The 16649-nt window shown below is 63.8% G+C and carries 11 protein-coding genes and 1 tRNA gene; 5 read left to right on the forward strand and 7 right to left on the reverse strand.

Going from position 1 to position 16649, the window contains the following annotated elements; genetic code table 11:
* The first annotated feature begins 210 nt into the window (after window positions 1-210).
* The gene (locus tag KB874_RS23325) at window positions 211-3486 is read left to right on the forward strand and encodes a calcium-binding protein (RefSeq protein WP_212538404.1); all 3276 of its coding nucleotides are present in this window, start codon (window positions 211-213) and stop codon (window positions 3484-3486) included.
* A gap of 6 nt (window positions 3487-3492) precedes the next feature.
* Here KB874_RS23325 and araD read toward each other — a convergent pair whose 3' ends face one another.
* Entirely contained in the window at window positions 3493-5223 is a 1731-nt protein-coding gene (araD, locus tag KB874_RS20345) for an L-arabinonate dehydratase (RefSeq protein ID WP_212538405.1), read from the reverse strand.
* A 123-nt stretch (window positions 5224-5346) separates the two neighbouring features.
* Here araD and KB874_RS20350 point away from each other — a divergent pair, with 123 nt between their 5' ends.
* The 4 genes from KB874_RS20350 (at window position 5347) to KB874_RS20365 (ending at window position 7968) form a co-directional block, all read left to right on the forward strand.
* Window positions 5347-6339: a LacI family DNA-binding transcriptional regulator gene (locus tag KB874_RS20350; protein ID WP_212538406.1), complete on the forward strand. Its 993-nt coding sequence runs from the start codon at window positions 5347-5349 to the stop codon at window positions 6337-6339.
* Window positions 6340-6426: 87 nt separating this feature from the next.
* On the forward strand, window positions 6427-7443 hold the full coding sequence (locus tag KB874_RS20355) for a sterol desaturase family protein (protein WP_212538407.1): 1017 nt from the start codon (window positions 6427-6429) through the stop codon (window positions 7441-7443).
* Window positions 7440-7754, forward strand: coding sequence for a MocE family 2Fe-2S type ferredoxin (locus KB874_RS20360; RefSeq protein WP_212538408.1), 315 nt, complete (start codon window positions 7440-7442; stop codon window positions 7752-7754). The genes KB874_RS20355 and KB874_RS20360 overlap by 4 nt, the downstream gene beginning before the upstream one ends.
* Before the next feature lie 124 nt (window positions 7755-7878).
* Window positions 7879-7968: transfer RNA gene (locus tag KB874_RS20365), tRNA-Ser, on the forward strand.
* Window positions 7969-8265: 297 nt separating this feature from the next.
* Here the strand turns inward: KB874_RS20365 and KB874_RS20370 are convergent.
* From KB874_RS20370 to KB874_RS20395, 6 genes are read right to left on the reverse strand one after another with little or no spacing between them, the layout of a single operon-like run.
* The gene (locus KB874_RS20370) at window positions 8266-9228 is read right to left on the reverse strand and encodes a hypothetical protein (RefSeq protein WP_212538409.1); all 963 of its coding nucleotides are present in this window, start codon (window positions 9226-9228) and stop codon (window positions 8266-8268) included.
* A 2-nt stretch (window positions 9229-9230) separates the two neighbouring features.
* Window positions 9231-12194: a type I restriction endonuclease subunit R gene (locus KB874_RS20375; protein ID WP_212538410.1), complete on the reverse strand. Its 2964-nt coding sequence runs from the start codon at window positions 12192-12194 to the stop codon at window positions 9231-9233.
* The gene (locus KB874_RS20380) at window positions 12191-13414 is read right to left on the reverse strand and encodes a restriction endonuclease subunit S (RefSeq protein WP_212538411.1); all 1224 of its coding nucleotides are present in this window, start codon (window positions 13412-13414) and stop codon (window positions 12191-12193) included. Before KB874_RS20380 ends, KB874_RS20375 begins: the two co-directional genes overlap by 4 nt.
* The gene (locus tag KB874_RS20385; RefSeq protein ID WP_212538412.1) at window positions 13407-14906 is read right to left on the reverse strand and encodes a type I restriction-modification system subunit M; all 1500 of its coding nucleotides are present in this window, start codon (window positions 14904-14906) and stop codon (window positions 13407-13409) included. Before KB874_RS20385 ends, KB874_RS20380 begins: the two co-directional genes overlap by 8 nt.
* Window positions 14903-16414 carry a type I restriction-modification system subunit M gene (locus KB874_RS20390; protein WP_212538413.1) on the reverse strand — a complete coding sequence of 504 codons (1512 nt, stop codon included), beginning with the start codon at window positions 16412-16414 and terminating at the stop codon, window positions 14903-14905. The genes KB874_RS20385 and KB874_RS20390 overlap by 4 nt, the downstream gene beginning before the upstream one ends.
* Window positions 16411-16608 carry a type II toxin-antitoxin system Phd/YefM family antitoxin gene (locus KB874_RS20395; protein WP_154449422.1) on the reverse strand — a complete coding sequence of 66 codons (198 nt, stop codon included), beginning with the start codon at window positions 16606-16608 and terminating at the stop codon, window positions 16411-16413. The genes KB874_RS20390 and KB874_RS20395 overlap by 4 nt, the downstream gene beginning before the upstream one ends.
* Between the last annotated feature and the right edge of the window lie 41 nt (window positions 16609-16649).

Raw genomic sequence — 16649 nt, forward strand, 5'->3', positions numbered from 1 at the left:
CGGTAAACGCTTCGTTAGGAAATTCCGTTTCCAGGTTCGCAAACAGGCTTGCGCACACAGCGGAATAGCCGGCTTTCTCCTCTATTTTCTCTATAATTTTCTTTGCCTTGAAGCATTTAGGATTGCACGGAATATCCCCAATTCTACCGCAAATCCGATCCCGCCGCCGCCCGGAGAAAGGGTGATTCACCTTCCAAAACGGAGGGTGCCGTGGCGAACTTTTCCCTGTCCCATACTGGCTCTGCCGGAACCGGCTGGCGGGTCAATGCCGAGCAATTCGCAGCCAACGCGCTGCATGGCGTGAACTTCCAAAGCGGTGCCTCCTTTGCTCCGACCGATGATTTCGCTGCGGCGGTCGAGGCGGTGGGCGTGCGCCACCTGCGCTTTCCCGGCGGGCATGTCGAGAACACGATCGACGTCACGCGGCTGGAAAACGGGCGACTGCGCGCGGAAATACGCGATTTCCTCGACTGGTGCGTGGCCAACAGCAGCCCAGGCCATGAATTCCAGGTCACTTTCGTCCTGCCGACCAAGGTGAACTATACGCAAAAGCAGATCGCCGACTTCGTCCATCTGCTGATGTCGGAATACGGCGACGTGATCTCGGCCTTCGAGATCGGCAACGAGTATTCCATCGGCGACAAGGAAACCAACGCCAACCGCAGCATCCACCCCGAATACATCCCCGGCAGCGACCATATCGCCGCCATGAACGAGGCCGAATACGGCATCGCCGCTAACCGCACCATCCTGGGCGTGCAGGATGCGCTGGACCGGCTGGCAGTGACGCATCGCGCCGAAGGCTGGGATCCGGCGATCCTGGTGCAGATGTCCGAACCCTCGGGCAAGGCCAGTTCCTACAAGGGCAGCGGCAACTACGACCTCGCCAACGAGGCCATCGTGTCGATGCTGAGCGCGCGCGCCATCGCGGCGATCGACGGTACGGTGGCACATTACTATTACAACAAGGGCCATGAGGACGACCCCGCCTTTGCCCATGACTGGACGGAAATCCGCCGTCTGGACGAACGCCTGGCCAATTTCAACGAGCACCTCGGCAAGCAGGTCGATCTCTACATCACCGAATGGAACGTGCTGACCAGCAACTATGACCAGTTGGGGCTGGTCGGCGCCTCGGTCATCCTGGAAATGTTCGAAAGCATGGTGCGGATGGGGGTCAAGGACGCCCATGTCTGGCCCCTGCAACACCGCACCGGCAACACGATGGCGGGCGACCGGATGGACGGCGAGGCCGACCTGTCGATCACCGGCACCGCGCTCAAGATGATGGCCGACCGGCTGTATCCCGAGCAGAGCGAGACCGGGCGTACTGTGCGCTTCGAAAGCATGGACTCGCGGTGGTCGGGCGCCGCAGCGGCGGTCGAGATCAACCATTACGCCAGTGTCTACGGGGATGTCCTTTACATTTCCTTGCGCGACGACGCGCCGGGCAGCGTCACGCTGGACCTGTCGCGGCTGCTGACCGGCGCGGCAGACGCGGAATTGCGGCAGCTTGGCATTGCGCCCGGCTCCTCGGACGGGTTCAGCGACTTTGCGCATGACAACGGGCTGAACCGGATCTCGAAACGCTATATCGACCAGGCAGAGCTGAACGAACTGTCGCGCCTGGCCTTCTTCGACCCGAACAATCCGAACCATGTCGACTACCGCAACGGGGCGATCCGCACCTACCTGCCCGATCCCGACACGATCTTTCCACTGGTCGCCAACCCGCGGCAGATCGAAGATTACTATTTCGCCGGCGAGGCCGACGTGCGCGCGCAATTGCGCGACATCACCGGGCGGCTGGGCGGCGACGGCCGGGCAGTCCTTCAGATGCGGCCCTACGAGGTGGTCGAGGTCACCATCGACCGCGCCTGGCAGCAGACCGGCGGCAACGGCAACGATTCGCTGCTGGGCGGGAGCGGGCTGGACGTGCTGTCGGGGCTCGGCGGCAACGACACGCTGCGCGGCGGAGAGCGTGACGACACCCTGCTGGGCGGCACCGGCGACGACCTGCTGCTGGGCGGGTCGGGCGACGATCTGCTGGATGGCGGCGGCGGCACGGACACGCTCCTTGGCCATGACGGAAACGACACGATCCGCACCGGGTCTGGGCAATCGCGGGTGGATGGCGGGGCCGGCACCGACCTGCTGGAAATCGCGGCGAACCGCGCAGAGATGACCTTTGTCCACGAGGGTGGTGTTCTGGTGGCACGGGGCGCGAGCCACGTGATCCGCATCGAAGGGATCGAGACGGTGCGCTTTCAGAACGGGGTGGTGGCGCTCTCCGACCTGGTCAACGTGCCGCCCCTGTCGGAACCGCCCCCTCCGGACGACCCGACTCCGCCCCCGACGGGAACCAACCGCCTCGTGACCGGTACGGATGGCGCCGACAGGCTGACCGGCGGAACCGGCAACGATACGATCCGCGCGATGGCGGGCAACGACCTTGTCCACCTGCGGCAAGGCAATGACCTGTTCGAGGAAGCCGCCACTTCATTCACGTCGGACAACGACACCGTGTTCGGTGGTCACGGCGACGACGTGATGCGCGGCCTTGGCGGGAACGACGTCTATTACGGCGAATGGGGCAACGACCGGTTGACCGGCGGCGCCGGGGCCGACCGGCTGTTTGGCGGCGACGGGTCCGACACGATCGAGGGCGGCGCGGGCAACGACCATGTGTATGGCGGCCGCCACAACGACGTTCTGCGCGGACTGGACGGGCTCGACTCCATCGTCGGAGCGGGCGGCGACGACTGGATCCAGGGCGGCGCGGGCGGCGACACGCTGCGCGGCGGCGCCGGGACCGACACGATCGAGGGCGGCGACGGGCGTGACCTCGTCTGGCTGGGCGGTGGCAACGACCTGTATACCGACACGGATCAGGACGGCGTGGACGGGCGCGACACGGTCTATGGCAATGGCGGCAACGACCGGATCGCAACCGGTGGCGGCAATGATCTGATCTATGGCCATCGCGGTTCCGACACGCTGCTGGGCGGTGCGGGCGACGACATGCTGTTCGGCGGCGACCAGGACGACCGGCTCGAGGGCGGCACGGGCCATGACACGGTGGTCGGCGGCAATGGGCGCGACCTTGTTTTCATGGAGGACGGCGACGACGTCTGGCTTGACAACGATCAGCTCGAGTTCGGCAACGACACCGTGTTTGGCGGCGCTGGCGAGGACGTGTTCTACAGCCGGCGCGGCGACGACCGGCTGACCGGCGGCGCCGGGGCCGACACGTTTGTCTTTGCCGCGCAGATCGATCGCGACGTGATCACCGATTTCCAGGTGGGCATCGACCAGTTGCGGATCGACACCGGGCTCTGGGGTGGGCCGCTGACCGAAGCACGGCTCGAGGCGATCTCGACCGTGGTGGGCGGCAACCTGGTGCTGGATTTCGGTGGCGGGCACAGTCTCACCCTGCAAGGCGTCACCGAAACGGACAGCCTTTGGCAGGACATCGTGCTGGCTTGAGCGGGGTCAGTTGATCTCGGGCTCTGGCACCGGGGCGCCGAATTCCGTGCGCAGGAAGTCGAAGTCGCAGCCCTTGTCCGCCTGTTCGATATGGCGCGAGAACATCCAGCCCCAGCCGCGTTCGTAGCGCGGCGGCGGCGGCACCCAGGCGGCGCGGCGTGTCTCCAGTTCGGCCTCCGTCAGCCGGACGGACAGCCTGCGGTTCGGCACGTCGATCTCGATGACATCGCCGGTGCGGATCAGCGCCAGTGGCCCGCCGATGAAGGCCTCGGGCGCGACATGCAGCACGCAGGCGCCATAGCTGGTGCCGCTCATCCGCGCGTCCGACAGGCGCACCATGTCGCGGTGCCCCTTCTTCAGCAGCGCCTTGGGCATCGGGATCATGCCCCATTCCGGCATCCCCGGCCCGCCCTGCGGCCCGGCATTGCGCAGCACCAGCACGCTGTCGGGCGTCATCGGGTGATCCTCGTCGTTGATGATCTCCTTCAACTGCGCATAACTGTCGGCGACGATGGCCGGGCCGGAATGGACCTGGAATTTCGGGTCCATCGCGGCGGGCTTCATGACCGCGCCATCCGGGGCCAGGTTTCCCCGCAGCACGGCGAGAGACCCTTCGTGGTAGACCGGGTTCGAGAGCGGGCGGATCACGTCGTCATTGTAATTCACCGCATCGGCGATGTTCTCGCCCAGCGTGCGGCCGTTCACCGTCATCGCCGACAGGTCGAGCTTGTCGCCAAGCTCCTTCATCAGTGCATTCAGGCCGCCCGCGTAAAAGAAATCCTCCATCAGGTAGTCCTTGCCCGAGGGCCGGATGTTGGCGATCACCGGGGTGGTGCGCCCGATGGCGTCGAGATCGTCCAGCGTCAGCGGCACGTCCGCCCGCCGCGCCATGGCGATCAGGTGGATGATGGCGTTCGTCGAACAGCCCGTCGCCATCGCCACCGTGACCGCGTTTCGCGTGCTGGCCGGGGTCATGATCCGATCGGGCGTCAGATCCTCCCAGACCATGTCGACGATGCGCCGTCCGCAGGCGGTCGACATGCGCTTATGGGCCGAGTCCGGGGCCGGGATGGTCGAGGCGCCAGGCAGGGTCAGGCCCCAGGCGTCCACGATGCTCATCATCGTGCTGGCGGTGCCCATGGTCATGCAGGTGCCATAGCTGCGCGCGATACCGCCCTGCACGCCCTCCCATTGGTCCTTCGTGATATTCCCCGCGCGGCGTTCGTCCCAGTATTTCCAGACATCGGTGCCAGAGCCCAGCTTTTCGCCGGCGTAATTGCCGCGCAGCATCGCGCCCGCGGGCAGGAAGATGAAGGGCAGGCCCATGCTGACCGCGCCCATGACCAGCGCAGGCGTGGACTTGTCGCAACCGCCCATCAGAACCGCGCCGTCGACCGGGAACGAGCGGAGCGTCTCCTCCACCTCGATCGCGCCCATGTTGCGGTAGAGCATCGAGGTCGGTTTCAGCAATTGTTCGGCAAAGGAGTGCACCGGCATTTCCACCGGCGTCCCGCCCGCCTGCCACACACCCTTCTTCACGAACTCGGCCCGGTCGCGCAGGTGGTGATGGCAGGGCGACAAGTCGGACCAGGTGTTGATGATGGCGATCACCGGCTTGCCGGTCCAGTCCTGCCCGTCCATGCCGATCTGCATGACGCGCGAGCGGTGTCCCATGCTGCGCAGGTCGTCGGGGGCGAACCAGCGGGCGGACCGCAGGTCTTCGGGTTTCTTGGGCATGGGCTTTCCTCCGCTGGCCTGCCGGTTGATGTGAGACCATCGCCGCCCCGCGCGTCAAGGCCCGGCTTCCCGCCCGGCCCTGCGCTTGCTAGACAGGTCGCATTCGCCACCGGAGAGGCCCGGATGAGCAAACCCACCTATGCGCAGATCGCCCAGGTCGCCGGCGTCGGCACCGCCACGGTCGAACGCGTGCTGAACGGGCGCGGCGGCGTGCGACCGGCGCTGGTGGAACAGGTGGTGCGCGCGGCGCGGGCGCTGGACTGGCCCGGCCGCCTGCCCGACCGCCATCGCGGCATCGTCCGGGTCGAGGTGATCCTGGTCCGGCCCGAGACCTCGTTCTTTTCGCGACTGGCCTCTGCCTTTCGCCGCATCGCCGCCACGCTGGACCCGACGATCCAGCTGCACGTGACCTTCCTCGACGAAAGCCGCCCCGAGGCCATCGCCGCCCGCATCGACGCGCCGGGCGCGCGGCGGTCCGGCCTTGTCATCGCCAGCCCCGACGCGCCCGCCATCCGCGATGCGCTGTTGCGACTGCGCCAGACCGGCGCGCCTTTGGTGCAGATCGTCACGCCGACGCTGCCCAACGCCGATTTCGTCGGGATCGACAATCTCGCGGCCGGCCGCACGGCGGCGCTGATGCTGGCGCGGCTGGGCGCGGTGCGGGGTCCGGTTCTGGCGCTGTGCCACAGCCCGGTCTACCGGGTGCACCGCGACCGACTGCGCGGCTTTTCGGATCGGCTGGCGGCAGAGCCGGGTGCGCACCTTGTCCACGTCGGCTTTACCCGCGACAGCCGGACCGAGGCCGCCCGCCGCGTGACCGAGGCGCTGGCGCTCTGGCCCGACCTTGCCGGGGTCTACAACGCTGGCGGCGGCAATGCCGGCGTGACCGAGACGCTGCGCCGGGCCAGGCGCCCGGTCTTCTTCGTCGGCCATGAACTGACAGAGACGATGGCAGAGGCACTGACGGACGGGACGGCGGGCGTGATCCTCGACCAACGGCCCGAGGCGCAGGCCCGCCGCGCCACCGACCTGATGCTGGTCCGGCTGGGCCTGATCGCCGAGCCGATGGACAACCCGCCGATCCGCTTCACCACCCTTACCGCCGAGTCGCTTTGATCCGATCACATCAAGACCGCCCGCGCGAATCCGGTGCCGCCGCGCTATGCCTTGAACCGTGACCGCCGATCTTTAACGAGGCCCGACATGGACGACCTGACATACGGTACCCGCAACAAGCGTGGCGACTGGGCGCCGAACGAGCCGCCCGGGACCGCGCCGCTGTTCGTCTGGCCGCCGAGGCCAGGCGCGCTCCTGAAATGGCTGCCGCACTACTTCCTGCCCTACAATGTGCTGTTCTTTCTCTCGGCGCTGGCGTGGTGGCACTGGGTCGTGCCGCCCGTCGAAATCATGCAGACCGTGTCCTGGGTCTGGGTACTGCGCCTGTTCGCCGTGAACGCGGTCGCGGTCTTTCTCTGGTATGGCCTGTTCGAACTGCGCCTCTACGTCCAGCGCGCACAGGGCAACCGGTTCAAGTACAACGCCAGGTTCCCAGCCGATCACCCATCCGAGGCGTTCTGGTTCAAGAGCCAGACGCGGGACGGCATGATGCGCGCCTTCCTGTCTGCCGTGCCGATCTGGACCGGCCTGCAAGTCGGCGTTCTCTGGGCCTTCGCCAACGGATACGCGCCCTGGCTGGAGTGGACATCGCATCCGGTCTACCTTGCGGCGCTTTGCATCGCGGTGCCGGTGATCCACGAATTCCACTTCTTCTGCATCCACCGGCTGATCCACACGCCGACCCTGTATAAATGGGTGCATTCGGTGCACCACAACTCGGTCAACCCGTCGCCCTGGTCCTCGCTGGCGATGCACCCGGTCGAGCACCTGCTGTATTTCTCGACCATCCTCTATCACCTGGTGATCCCCTCCCACCCGATGATCGCCCTGTATCAGTTGCACGTGGCGGGGTTCGGGGCCGTGCCCGGGCATGTGGGCTTCGACAAGGTCGAACTGACAGAGGGCACCGCGATCGACAGCCACGCCCATATCCACTACCTGCACCACAAGCATTTCGAGGTGAATTACGGCGACGGGCTGATCCCGATCGACCGCTGGTTCGGCACCTTCCACGACGGCAGCAAGGAAGCCGAGGCGCGGATGAACGCCCGCTACCAGGCAAAGAAGGCCCGGATGAACGGCAAGAGCGAGAAGACCGCATGACCCGCTGGATCGCCGCCTGTCGCCTGGACCAGATCGAACCCGAGGACATGGTCCGCTTCGACCACGATGGACGAACCTTTGTCATCATCCGCGCGCCCGAGGGCACGGTCCATTGCACCGACGGGCTCTGCACGCATGAAAAGGTGCACCTGGCCGACGGCATGGTGACGGATCACGAGATCGAATGCCCCAAGCACAGCGCAACCTTCGACTATCGCACCGGCGAAGCGCTGCGCGCGCCGGCCTGCGTGAACCTGCGCACCTACCCGACCCGCATCGCCGGCGACATGGTCGAGATCGAGATCGGATAACGTGCCGCGCCGGCTCTACACATCACGACGCCCTCCCGCGCCATCCGAAATCCGCGGAACTTCCGCCCCGTGAGCACTGTTTTCGCCTTGTAACTCCGCCAAGGGCGCGGCTATACCCGTCGACGGAGACGTGGCCGAGTGGTCGAAGGCGCTCCCCTGCTAAGGGAGTAGGCGGGAAACCGTCTCGAGGGTTCGAATCCCTTCGTCTCCGCCACTTGCCCTCGCGAAAGCGTTCTCCCGATCCGGCTCCAGCCGGATTTTGTCGTTGTCTTCGAGGGTTATGCGGGAGGGGCTGTTGACCGGGCTACGCGCCAAGAAGCCCGGAAGTGGTCTCTCGGGGTCGATATTCTCCGGACCTGTTGCCTGCGTCATTTCGGTGAAGTTTTTACAAGCACCTGATAAAACAACGTTTTATCGGGAGTCCCGCTAAACACTTCGATTTCAGGGGCATTTGCCGCGTGGAACAGAAATCGAACTTTGCCGGGTGGCGACAGTGAAGAACCCGGATGGGCTACTCGCGCATGACCATGTCCATTCGCCATGCGCAGTATGAACACATGCCGGCATCATAGTTGAAGTCGTCTGGATTGAACTCCTCTCCGCACATTGAACATGTCAGATCAGCGCCCGGGCAGAGGACGCAGCCTTCTCCGTTTACCCAGCTTTCACGAAGGCATTCGGGACAGGTTGTGACTGGCGGTTCTCCGCCGTCCGTCATGGCGATGTATGCGTCGCTTGCCACAGACTCGCCGATTGCAGCCTCAAAAACATCCTCACGATCCAATGCCTCGCCGCACTCCGCGCAATCGATCTCCATTGCCTCGAAGCTCTGGTTGTCGGAATCAATTTGCCGAACCAGAGAGGATCCACAATTGGAGCACCTGAGTTCTGTGACCGCTTCAACGAGGGTCTCAAATTCCCAGTTCATGTTCCGAAATGATTCAGTGCATCTCGCCTGCTGCTGATCAAAAACATCCTTGTTCTCAAGAAGTGACTTCCAGACACCATCTCTGAAGAGATGTGCGGGCTCTTCCTGAAGGTGCCCCACCAACAGCTGCTCAATGACTGGCATCGCCGAAGCAAGAGCTTCTTTCGCAATCGCAGGTTTCACCGTCATGAACAGATGCTCGACATCATTTCTGATCCGAGCAAGCTCCTGGAGCTTTGACCAGTCGAGATTGAGCCCCAGCTCCTTGAAACGCTCCTCGATCTGTTGTCGGTCAACCGTGTTCCGGTGTGGCTTCTTAGGCACCATGAGAACGCTGCCATCGATCTTTCGCGGGACGAGATCCTTGTAGATCAGTGAGCCGTCTGTTCCTGGCGGCGACTCGTTCCAAAGCACCTGTTTGCATAGCAGCAGGACGCCGGCGTAAAGGTTTCGGATGGCGGACAGCACACGACGCTCGTCGCCTGTCTGGTAGTCCTCAACTCCGAGCTCGATCGAAAGCACCGCGTTGTCGAGCAACTCCTTCATGTTCAGTAATACTCGCGAATGTAGCCGTATGCCTTCTCGAACAGCTCTGCGTCCTGGTGCAGCTTGTAGCGAAAGAGCGTCTGGCGAAGCGCCTTCTTGACCTCGCGTTCACCCGCGTGCGTGGCTTGCCAGCCATCGAAACGGACCGCACGCACGATCTCGTCGATATCGTCCACGACCCGCTTGACCATCACGGGTGTGTCGCCGTTCCGGGCTTCCTCGAACAACTCGGTCAACGCCGCCTTGCCACGGTCGATGTCCTCTTCTTCCGGCGTCTCGCGTTCGGTCTTCACCACGTCTTTCGCCAGCGCCAGAAGTTCCTTCAGGAAGTCGATCGACAGCAGGAGACCCTGCTGATGCCGGTTCTTCAGGTCCTCCAGGCGCTCGCCCAGAGCCTTGAACTTCGGATTCCCCGCATGCTTCCGCAGGCGGCCCGCCAGCTTGACCGAGATTTCCTTGGCCTTCTTTTCCGGGTCAGGGTTGCCCAGGACCGCTTCGAGCAGTTCGGCATCCAGAACCAGCGTATCGAGATCATCCCGCACCGCGTCGACATGGACGTTCTCGTGGATCAGCTCGATGGTCTTGGCGCCCAGCCGATGCCAAAGCAGCCGCCCTGTGCCGCTGGAGGGCTTCAGCGACTCGTAGACCTGCGCCAGCCAGCGATAGTCGGTCTCGTACTGCGTCAGCACCGGATCGGGCGACAGAGCCTCCCAAATCCGAGCCAGCACGCTGAAATCGGCGGCAAAAGCGTCCCGCAGATCGTTGTTGGGGATGCACTCCTGCGCGGCGATCAGGCCCTCGTAGCCGGTCAGGCTGCGATCCACGCCCGCGAAATAGGCGAGGCACTTTTGCAGGGCGGTCGGCAGGGCGTTGATCAGCTCGGCGATGTTCGACACCGCCTTTTGCACGCCCTCCTCGTCGAATTTCAGCGCCTGCGCCACGTCGTCGAAGATGCCGAGGTAGTCGACGATCAGGCCGTGCGTCTTCTGCTCGCCATAGGGACGGTTCGTCCGGCAGATCGCCTGCAAGAGCGTGTGGTCTCGCAGCGGCTTGTCCAGATACATCGTCTGCAGGATCGGCGCATCGAACCCGGTCAGCAGCTTTGACGTCACGATGATGATCTTCAGCGGGTCCTTCGGGTCGCGGAACCGGTCGAGCAGCTTCTCCTCGGCATCGCGGTCGCGCTTGAAGGCCGCATATTCGGGCTCGCCGCTGTTGACCGAGATCACCACGTCGGAAACCTCGGGCGGCAGGTGGCGGTCGAGTTCCTGCTTGTAGAGCAGACAGCTCTCGCGGTCGAAGGTCACCACCTGCGCGCCAAAGCCGTTCGGGGCGACCTTCTCCTGGAAATGCTTGGCGATGTCGGCGCAGATTGCGGCGATCCGCTTTGGTGACTTCACCAAAATCGACATCTTGGCCGCCGCCTTTCCCAGCCGATCCCGGTCTTCGTCGGTCAGGCCCTGCGTCAGCTCGGCATAGGCCTCCTCGATGGCCTTCTGGTCGATGTGCAGGTCCACCAGCCGCGGCTCGAAATGCAGCTCCTTTGTCGCCCCGTCTCGGATCGAGTCGTTCAGGCCGTAGCGGCTCATGTAGCCGCCATCGTCCGTATCGGCGCCGAAGGCGTAGAAGGTGTTCTTGTCGGCGCGGTTGATCGGCGTGCCGGTCAGGCCGAACAGGAACGCGTTCGGCAGCGCGTCGCGCATCTTGCGGCCCAGATCGCCTTCCTGCGTGCGGTGCGCCTCGTCCACCAGCACGATGATGTTGTCGCGGTCGTTCAGCACGCCGTCCGCCTCGGCGAATTTGTGGATCGTGGTGATCACCACCTTCCGCGCGTCCTTGCCCAAGAGATCGGCGAGTTCCTTGCGGCTTTCCGTGCGCACCATGTTGGCCATGTCGGCGGCATAGAAGGTGCCTGAGATCTGGCTGTCGAGGTCGATCCGGTCCACCACGATCAGCACCGTGGGGTTCCTCAGCGCCGGGTGAAGCCGCAGCTTGCGCGCGGCGAACAGCATCAGCAGCGATTTGCCCGACCCCTGGAAATGCCAGATCAGCCCCTTGCGCGGCTGGCCCGCCACGACCCGCGCGACGATCTTGTTGACGCCGTCCACCTGCTGATAGCGGGCGATGATCTTGATGCGGTGCTTGCCCTTCTGCGTGGCGAAGGCCGTAAAGCTGTCGAGCATGTCGAGCACCATCGCCGGGCGCAGCATCGAGGTGGCGGCCTTTTCCACCTCGCCCAGCGACTGCTTGCCGTCACCGTCGCGCCAGGGGCCCCACATATCGACCGGCATCCGGACGGAGCCATAGCGGAACTCCTTGCCCTCGGTCGCCACCGAAAAGACGTTGGGCACGAACAGCTCAGGCACGTTCTTCTCGTAATCGTCATGAACCTGGATGGCGGCGTCGAGCCAGCTTTGGCTGGACCGCACCGGCGTCTTGGCCTCGATCAGCACCAGCGGAATGCCGTTGACCAGCAGCACCAGATCGGCGCGCTTTTCGGTCTTGCCCGCCCGGATGGTGAACTGCTGGGTGACGACAAAGCTGTTCTTTTCGATCTCGTCAAAGTCGATCAGGCGGATGGTGACGTGTTCGCCATTCGCGCCGAAGGGCATGGAGCGTTCGCCCAGTGCCCAGGCGGCAAATTCCTCGTTCGCCTTCACCAGCCCGTCCGACCGCGCGCCCATGACGATGGCGCGCAGGCGGTAGAGCACGTCATCGGCCCGACCGGGGTTGGCGGCAATGTCGGGGTTCAGGCGGATCAGGGCGTCACGGAGGTGGGGTTCCACCAGCACCTCTTGCGGCTGGCGGGGAAGGTCAGCAGGGGCGACGTAATGCCAGCCGAGACCCGCGACCCTGCCGCCCGTGCGGGCGAAGCCGACGGAGAACTGCGCCGGGCGGGCCGAGGCCGCGCCCGCGAGAAGGTCGCGCAGATGGGCTTCGACGGTGTTGGCTTCGGTGAAGGTCAAACAATGCCTCCAATCACTGCGCTGGTTTGCTCTTTAAGGCTTTCGCGCAGTTCATGCAGGCGGCGCTCGATTTGAGTCCTCTGTTGATCCAAGCGGCTGACACTTCCGATTAGACGCTCCTGCTCCTCGCGCGGCGGAAATGGAAAGACAATCTCACGCAAACGTTCCGCAGGCAGGTGCGGAATTGTCGTTTCAGCAGTGCGGCCCACGAGTTTTCCGGCAACGGAGTAGTAGCGCAGGCAGTTGAGCATCCATTCAGGTTGATCTTTCTTTGGATCCTTCGGTCGAAGGCGATGAAGGGCTTTCTGGTAGCAAGCGCCGGGTATCTCATTTCGCCAGATTACAGACTTTCCGACGTGTCGGCCCTCGCAAGCGAGGATATCGCCACTCTTGAGACTAAACTTCTCTCTTTCCCTTTCGTTAAACGACATTGTTGCGACGTCGGAAAGGTCCAGTCGATTCCACTGAACGTTTGCATTGCGCATGTAGGGGATCTGCATATCACCCTCGATTGCGGACGGTGACATCATCTTACCGAGCTGGACACTATAGCGATCGCCAAGTGGCAGCACATCCCAGTGAGCCGGAAAATCCCCGACCTCAGTTGATCGCCTCACAGAAGCGCCATCACCAAAGTGAACCGTTTGAGAAATGAGAGCGTCCCGCAAGCTGTCCGCAGCAACAAGGCAATTTGCGTAGTGTTCGATTGAAGACCACAAGGCCGAGAACATATCAACCAACCGCGCCTGCTCTTGGATCGGCGGCAGCAGGAACTCGAACACTTCAAGGTCCGAGAAGTTGATATAAGGGTTCACCGATCCTTTCGAATGCTTGATCGAATAGCTGTGGAACGCCTCGGTCTGCATCAGGAAGGGCAGTAAGTCGGGCATCAGCCGGGCGGGGTCTTTCGTTTCGAGCACGAAGGTCGTGTTCGCCGTAACCCCCTCGAAATCCGCCAGCGCCACCTTGCGCAGATAGGTCCGGCGCGACCCGTAAAGCACATGCCCCGGCTTGAACCGCATGTGGAAGGCAGGGCCGAGGTAGTCATCCCCGATCAGGCCCCAGCGCCGGATGCGAAGATCGTCGGTGTCCATGTGTTCCCCGGCGACATAGCGTTCCAGCCCGGAGTTCCACGGATCGACCTTGTCGTTTACCTTGCGTACCACATCGCCAAAGGCCACGCGCGTCCACCCCGCCTTGGAAATCGGCCGCTCAAGCATCGGCGTCCTCCGCAGGCGTCAGGCCATCGAGCATGTCCACCAACGCGTCCATGCCCGACCAGAACTCGCGCCCGTCCTCGTCGAACGCCGCCCAGGTCGCCGCCAGCGTAGCACCACCCGCCACCGCCGCCTTGGGCCGCTTCACATAGCGGGCAATCGACAGGTTGCCGTCGGTCGCCAGCACATCGGCCACCTCTGCCACCGTGGCAAAGCCGGGATCATCACCGAAGGCGTGATAGGCCGACAGGATGCGCGCCTGATGTTCGGGCCGCAGAAAGCTCTGCGCCCGTTCGCGCGCAATCTCGGCCACCGCGTCGATGAACAGGATGCGCCCCTTGCGCGCCTCGGGTTTCTGCGACCGGCAGATCACCACGCAGGCCTCCATCGGCGAGTTGTAGAACAGCCCCGGCCCAAGCCCCAGAACGCATTCGACTCGGTCGGATTCCACCAGCCTGCGCCGCATCTCGGCCTCTTCATTGCGGAACAGCACGCCATGCGGAAACAGGATCGCGCAGCGCCCGGTCTTCGGGTGCATCGACGACAGGATGTGCTGGAAGAAGGCGTAATCCGCCCGCCCCTGCGGCGGGGTGCCAAGGAAGTTGCGCCCCCAGGCATCCTGCTCCCACGCGCCGCGGTTCCATTTCTTGATGGAATAGGGCGGGTTGGCCAGGACCACGTCGAAGGTGCGCAGCCGGTCGCCCTGCACGAAGGCTGGAGTGGCCAGCGTGTTGCCGCTGGCGATGTGGAAATCATCCACGCCATGGATGACCAGGTTCATCCGCGCGATGGCGGCGGTGATGGTGATCAGCTCCTGCCCGTAAAGGCCGGTAGTGCGGATGTCGCCCCCGCGCCGCTTCACCTCGGCGAGGCACGAGATCAGCATGCCGCCGGTGCCGCAGGTCGGGTCATAGATGCTCTCGCCGGGCTGGGGCTCCAGCATCTGACCCATCAGGTGAACAAGGGTGCGGTTGGTGTAGAACTCCTGCGCCGTGTGGCCGCTGTCGTCGGCGAATTTCTTGATCAGGTATTCGTAGCCGTTGCCAAGCTCATCCTCCGGCACGGCGGCAAGGGTGAGGTCGTGCTTCGAGAAATGCTCGATCAGGTTCTTCAGCGTGCTGTCGGGCATCTGGGCCTTGTCGGTCCAGTTGGCGTTGCCAAAGACGCCCTGCAGGCGCTCCGGGTTCGCGGCCTCGATCGCAAGGAACGCCGACAGCAGCGCCCGCCCGACATCGCGCGGTGCAGCGCGCACGTCATTCCAATGCGCGCCTTCAGGGATCACGAAGCGGTCGTTGGCGGTGGCGGTGGCATAACCCTCGTCGCCGGTTTCATCGAGGGCTTCCTGGTAGTCCCCGTCCCAGACGTCGGACAGGCGTTTGAAGAACAGCAGTGGGAAGATGTATTGCTTGTAGTCGCTGGCATCGATGAGACCGCGCAGCAGGGTGGCGGCGCCCCAGAGATAGCTTTCGAGTTCACGTTGGGTCAGCCCGCTCATTGTAGCCACCCCCCTTCGACCAGCACCTTGCGCAGGTGATCCTCGGCCGCCCGAGCGTCGGCCAGCGCAGTCTTGAACGCCTCGACGGCTTCGGGCAGCGGCGGAATGTCCTGGCCGATGGGCGGCAGGACGTAACGCGAGATGTTCAGCGTCCAGCCTTCCTTCTTGATCTCGTCCAGCGTCGCCACCTTGGCACGATCCTCGACATCCTCGAAGGCGCGGTACCAGGCGACGATCTCGTCGCTGTGCTCCTGATCGAGGAAGTTCTGCGCCCGGCCTTTGCGGAACAGGCTGGAGGCGTCGATGATAAGGACTTTGTTCTTTCGGGCCTCAGGCTTCTTGCGGCGCAGGATGACGACACACCCAGCCAGCTGCGTCCCGTAGAACAGGTTAGGCGCAAGGCCGATGACCGCCTCGACCATGTCCTTTTCCAGCAGGGCCTGCCGGATCGAGCCTTCGGCCGATTTCCGGAACAGCGCGCCCTGCGGAAGAACCACCGCCATGCGGCTTTTCGCCGTCGCCGCCATCGACGCGATCATGTGCTGGACGAAGGCATAGTCGCCGTAGCTTTCGGGTGGGATGCCGTACTGAGCCCGACCCCAAGGATCGGCCTCCCACAAGTCACGCCCCCATTCCTTCAGCGAGAACGGCGGGTTCGCGATGACGCAGTCGAAGGTGGCAAGGCCGCCGGTGCTGGAATCCGTGAAGGCCGGGTTCCGCAACGTGTCCTCACGGGCCACCTGGAAGTCCTCGATCCCGTGCAGGACAAGGTTCATCCGGGCGATCGCGGCGGTGGTCAGGTTTTTCTCCTGGCCGTAGATCTTCCCGTAGAAGGTGCGCGGATCGCCGCCCTTGCGCATCACATGCTCGATAGCCCCGAGCAGCATACCGCCCGTGCCGCAGGCGGGGTCGTAGATGCTTTCGCTCTCCTGAGGGTCGAGGATTTCGACCATCATGCGCACGACGCTGCGTGGCGTGTAGAACTCGCCCGCCTTGTTGCGGCGGGTGACGTCGGCAAACTTGCCCACCAGATATTCGTAGGCGTCGCCCAGCACGTCGGTGCTGACGGTGGTGTTGCCGAGCCCGATCTCGGAGAACCCCTCGATCAGATCCTTCAGCAACTCGTCGCAGAACTTCTCCTTGTTGCCCCAGTCCGCCGAACCGAATACGCGGAACAGCGTGTCCGGATTGGCTCGCTCTATCTCCTGCATGGCCTTCTGGAGGGCCGCGCCGACGTTGGCCGGAACTTCTCTGATGTCGTTCCAGTGACAGCCTTCAGGCAGCACGAAACGGTGCACCTCCGGAAACAGGGAGGGGTCCGCTTCGCCATAGATCTCCCGAGCCTCAGCCGTCTCTTCGTCCCAGACGTCGGAGATGCGCTTGAAGAAAAGCAGGGGAAGGATGTAGCCCTTCCAGTCGGTGCGATCGACAGCGGAGCCGCGAAGAGTATTCGCGGCGTCCCACATCGCAGATTTCAATTGCAGACCATTGTTCAACGAATCGTTCATTCTTCACTCTGAGCGCCACCGGGGGCTTTGGGGGCTACGCCGGCCTCGACCGCCTTCAGCCGTTCATACTCCTCGACGGCCAACACGACGACGACAGTCCGCCCGTGCTTGGCCACCGCCACCGGCTCGGCTCGGGCGAGATCGATCAACCGTCCGAAGCCGTACTTCGCGTCTTTCGCGCTCAGGGTCTGCATTCGACTCCCCGCCTATGCCTTCACCACTTTTGGCCAATTTG

It is taken from the genome of Thetidibacter halocola (genome assembly GCF_018224955.1).
GTDB lineage: Bacteria > Pseudomonadota > Alphaproteobacteria > Rhodobacterales > Rhodobacteraceae > Thetidibacter > Thetidibacter halocola.

Excerpts from the sequence above, each read along its gene's own strand:
- KB874_RS20390 (WP_212538413.1), bottom strand. The coding sequence starts at position 16,414 with ATGAACGATTCGTTGAACAATGGTCTGCAATTGAAATCTGCGATGTGG.
- KB874_RS20385 (WP_212538412.1), bottom strand. The coding sequence starts at position 14,906 with ATGAGCGGGCTGACCCAACGTGAACTCGAAAGCTATCTCTGGGGCGCC.
- KB874_RS20355 (WP_212538407.1), top strand. The coding sequence starts at position 6,427 with ATGGACGACCTGACATACGGTACCCGCAACAAGCGTGGCGACTGGGCG.
- KB874_RS20380 (WP_212538411.1), bottom strand. The coding sequence starts at position 13,414 with ATGCTTGAGCGGCCGATTTCCAAGGCGGGGTGGACGCGCGTGGCCTTT.
- KB874_RS20370 (WP_212538409.1), bottom strand. The coding sequence starts at position 9,228 with ATGAAGGAGTTGCTCGACAACGCGGTGCTTTCGATCGAGCTCGGAGTT.
- KB874_RS20360 (WP_212538408.1), top strand. The coding sequence starts at position 7,440 with ATGACCCGCTGGATCGCCGCCTGTCGCCTGGACCAGATCGAACCCGAG.
- KB874_RS20350 (WP_212538406.1), top strand. The coding sequence starts at position 5,347 with ATGAGCAAACCCACCTATGCGCAGATCGCCCAGGTCGCCGGCGTCGGC.
- araD (WP_212538405.1), bottom strand. The coding sequence starts at position 5,223 with ATGCCCAAGAAACCCGAAGACCTGCGGTCCGCCCGCTGGTTCGCCCCC.
- KB874_RS20395 (WP_154449422.1), bottom strand. The coding sequence starts at position 16,608 with ATGCAGACCCTGAGCGCGAAAGACGCGAAGTACGGCTTCGGACGGTTG.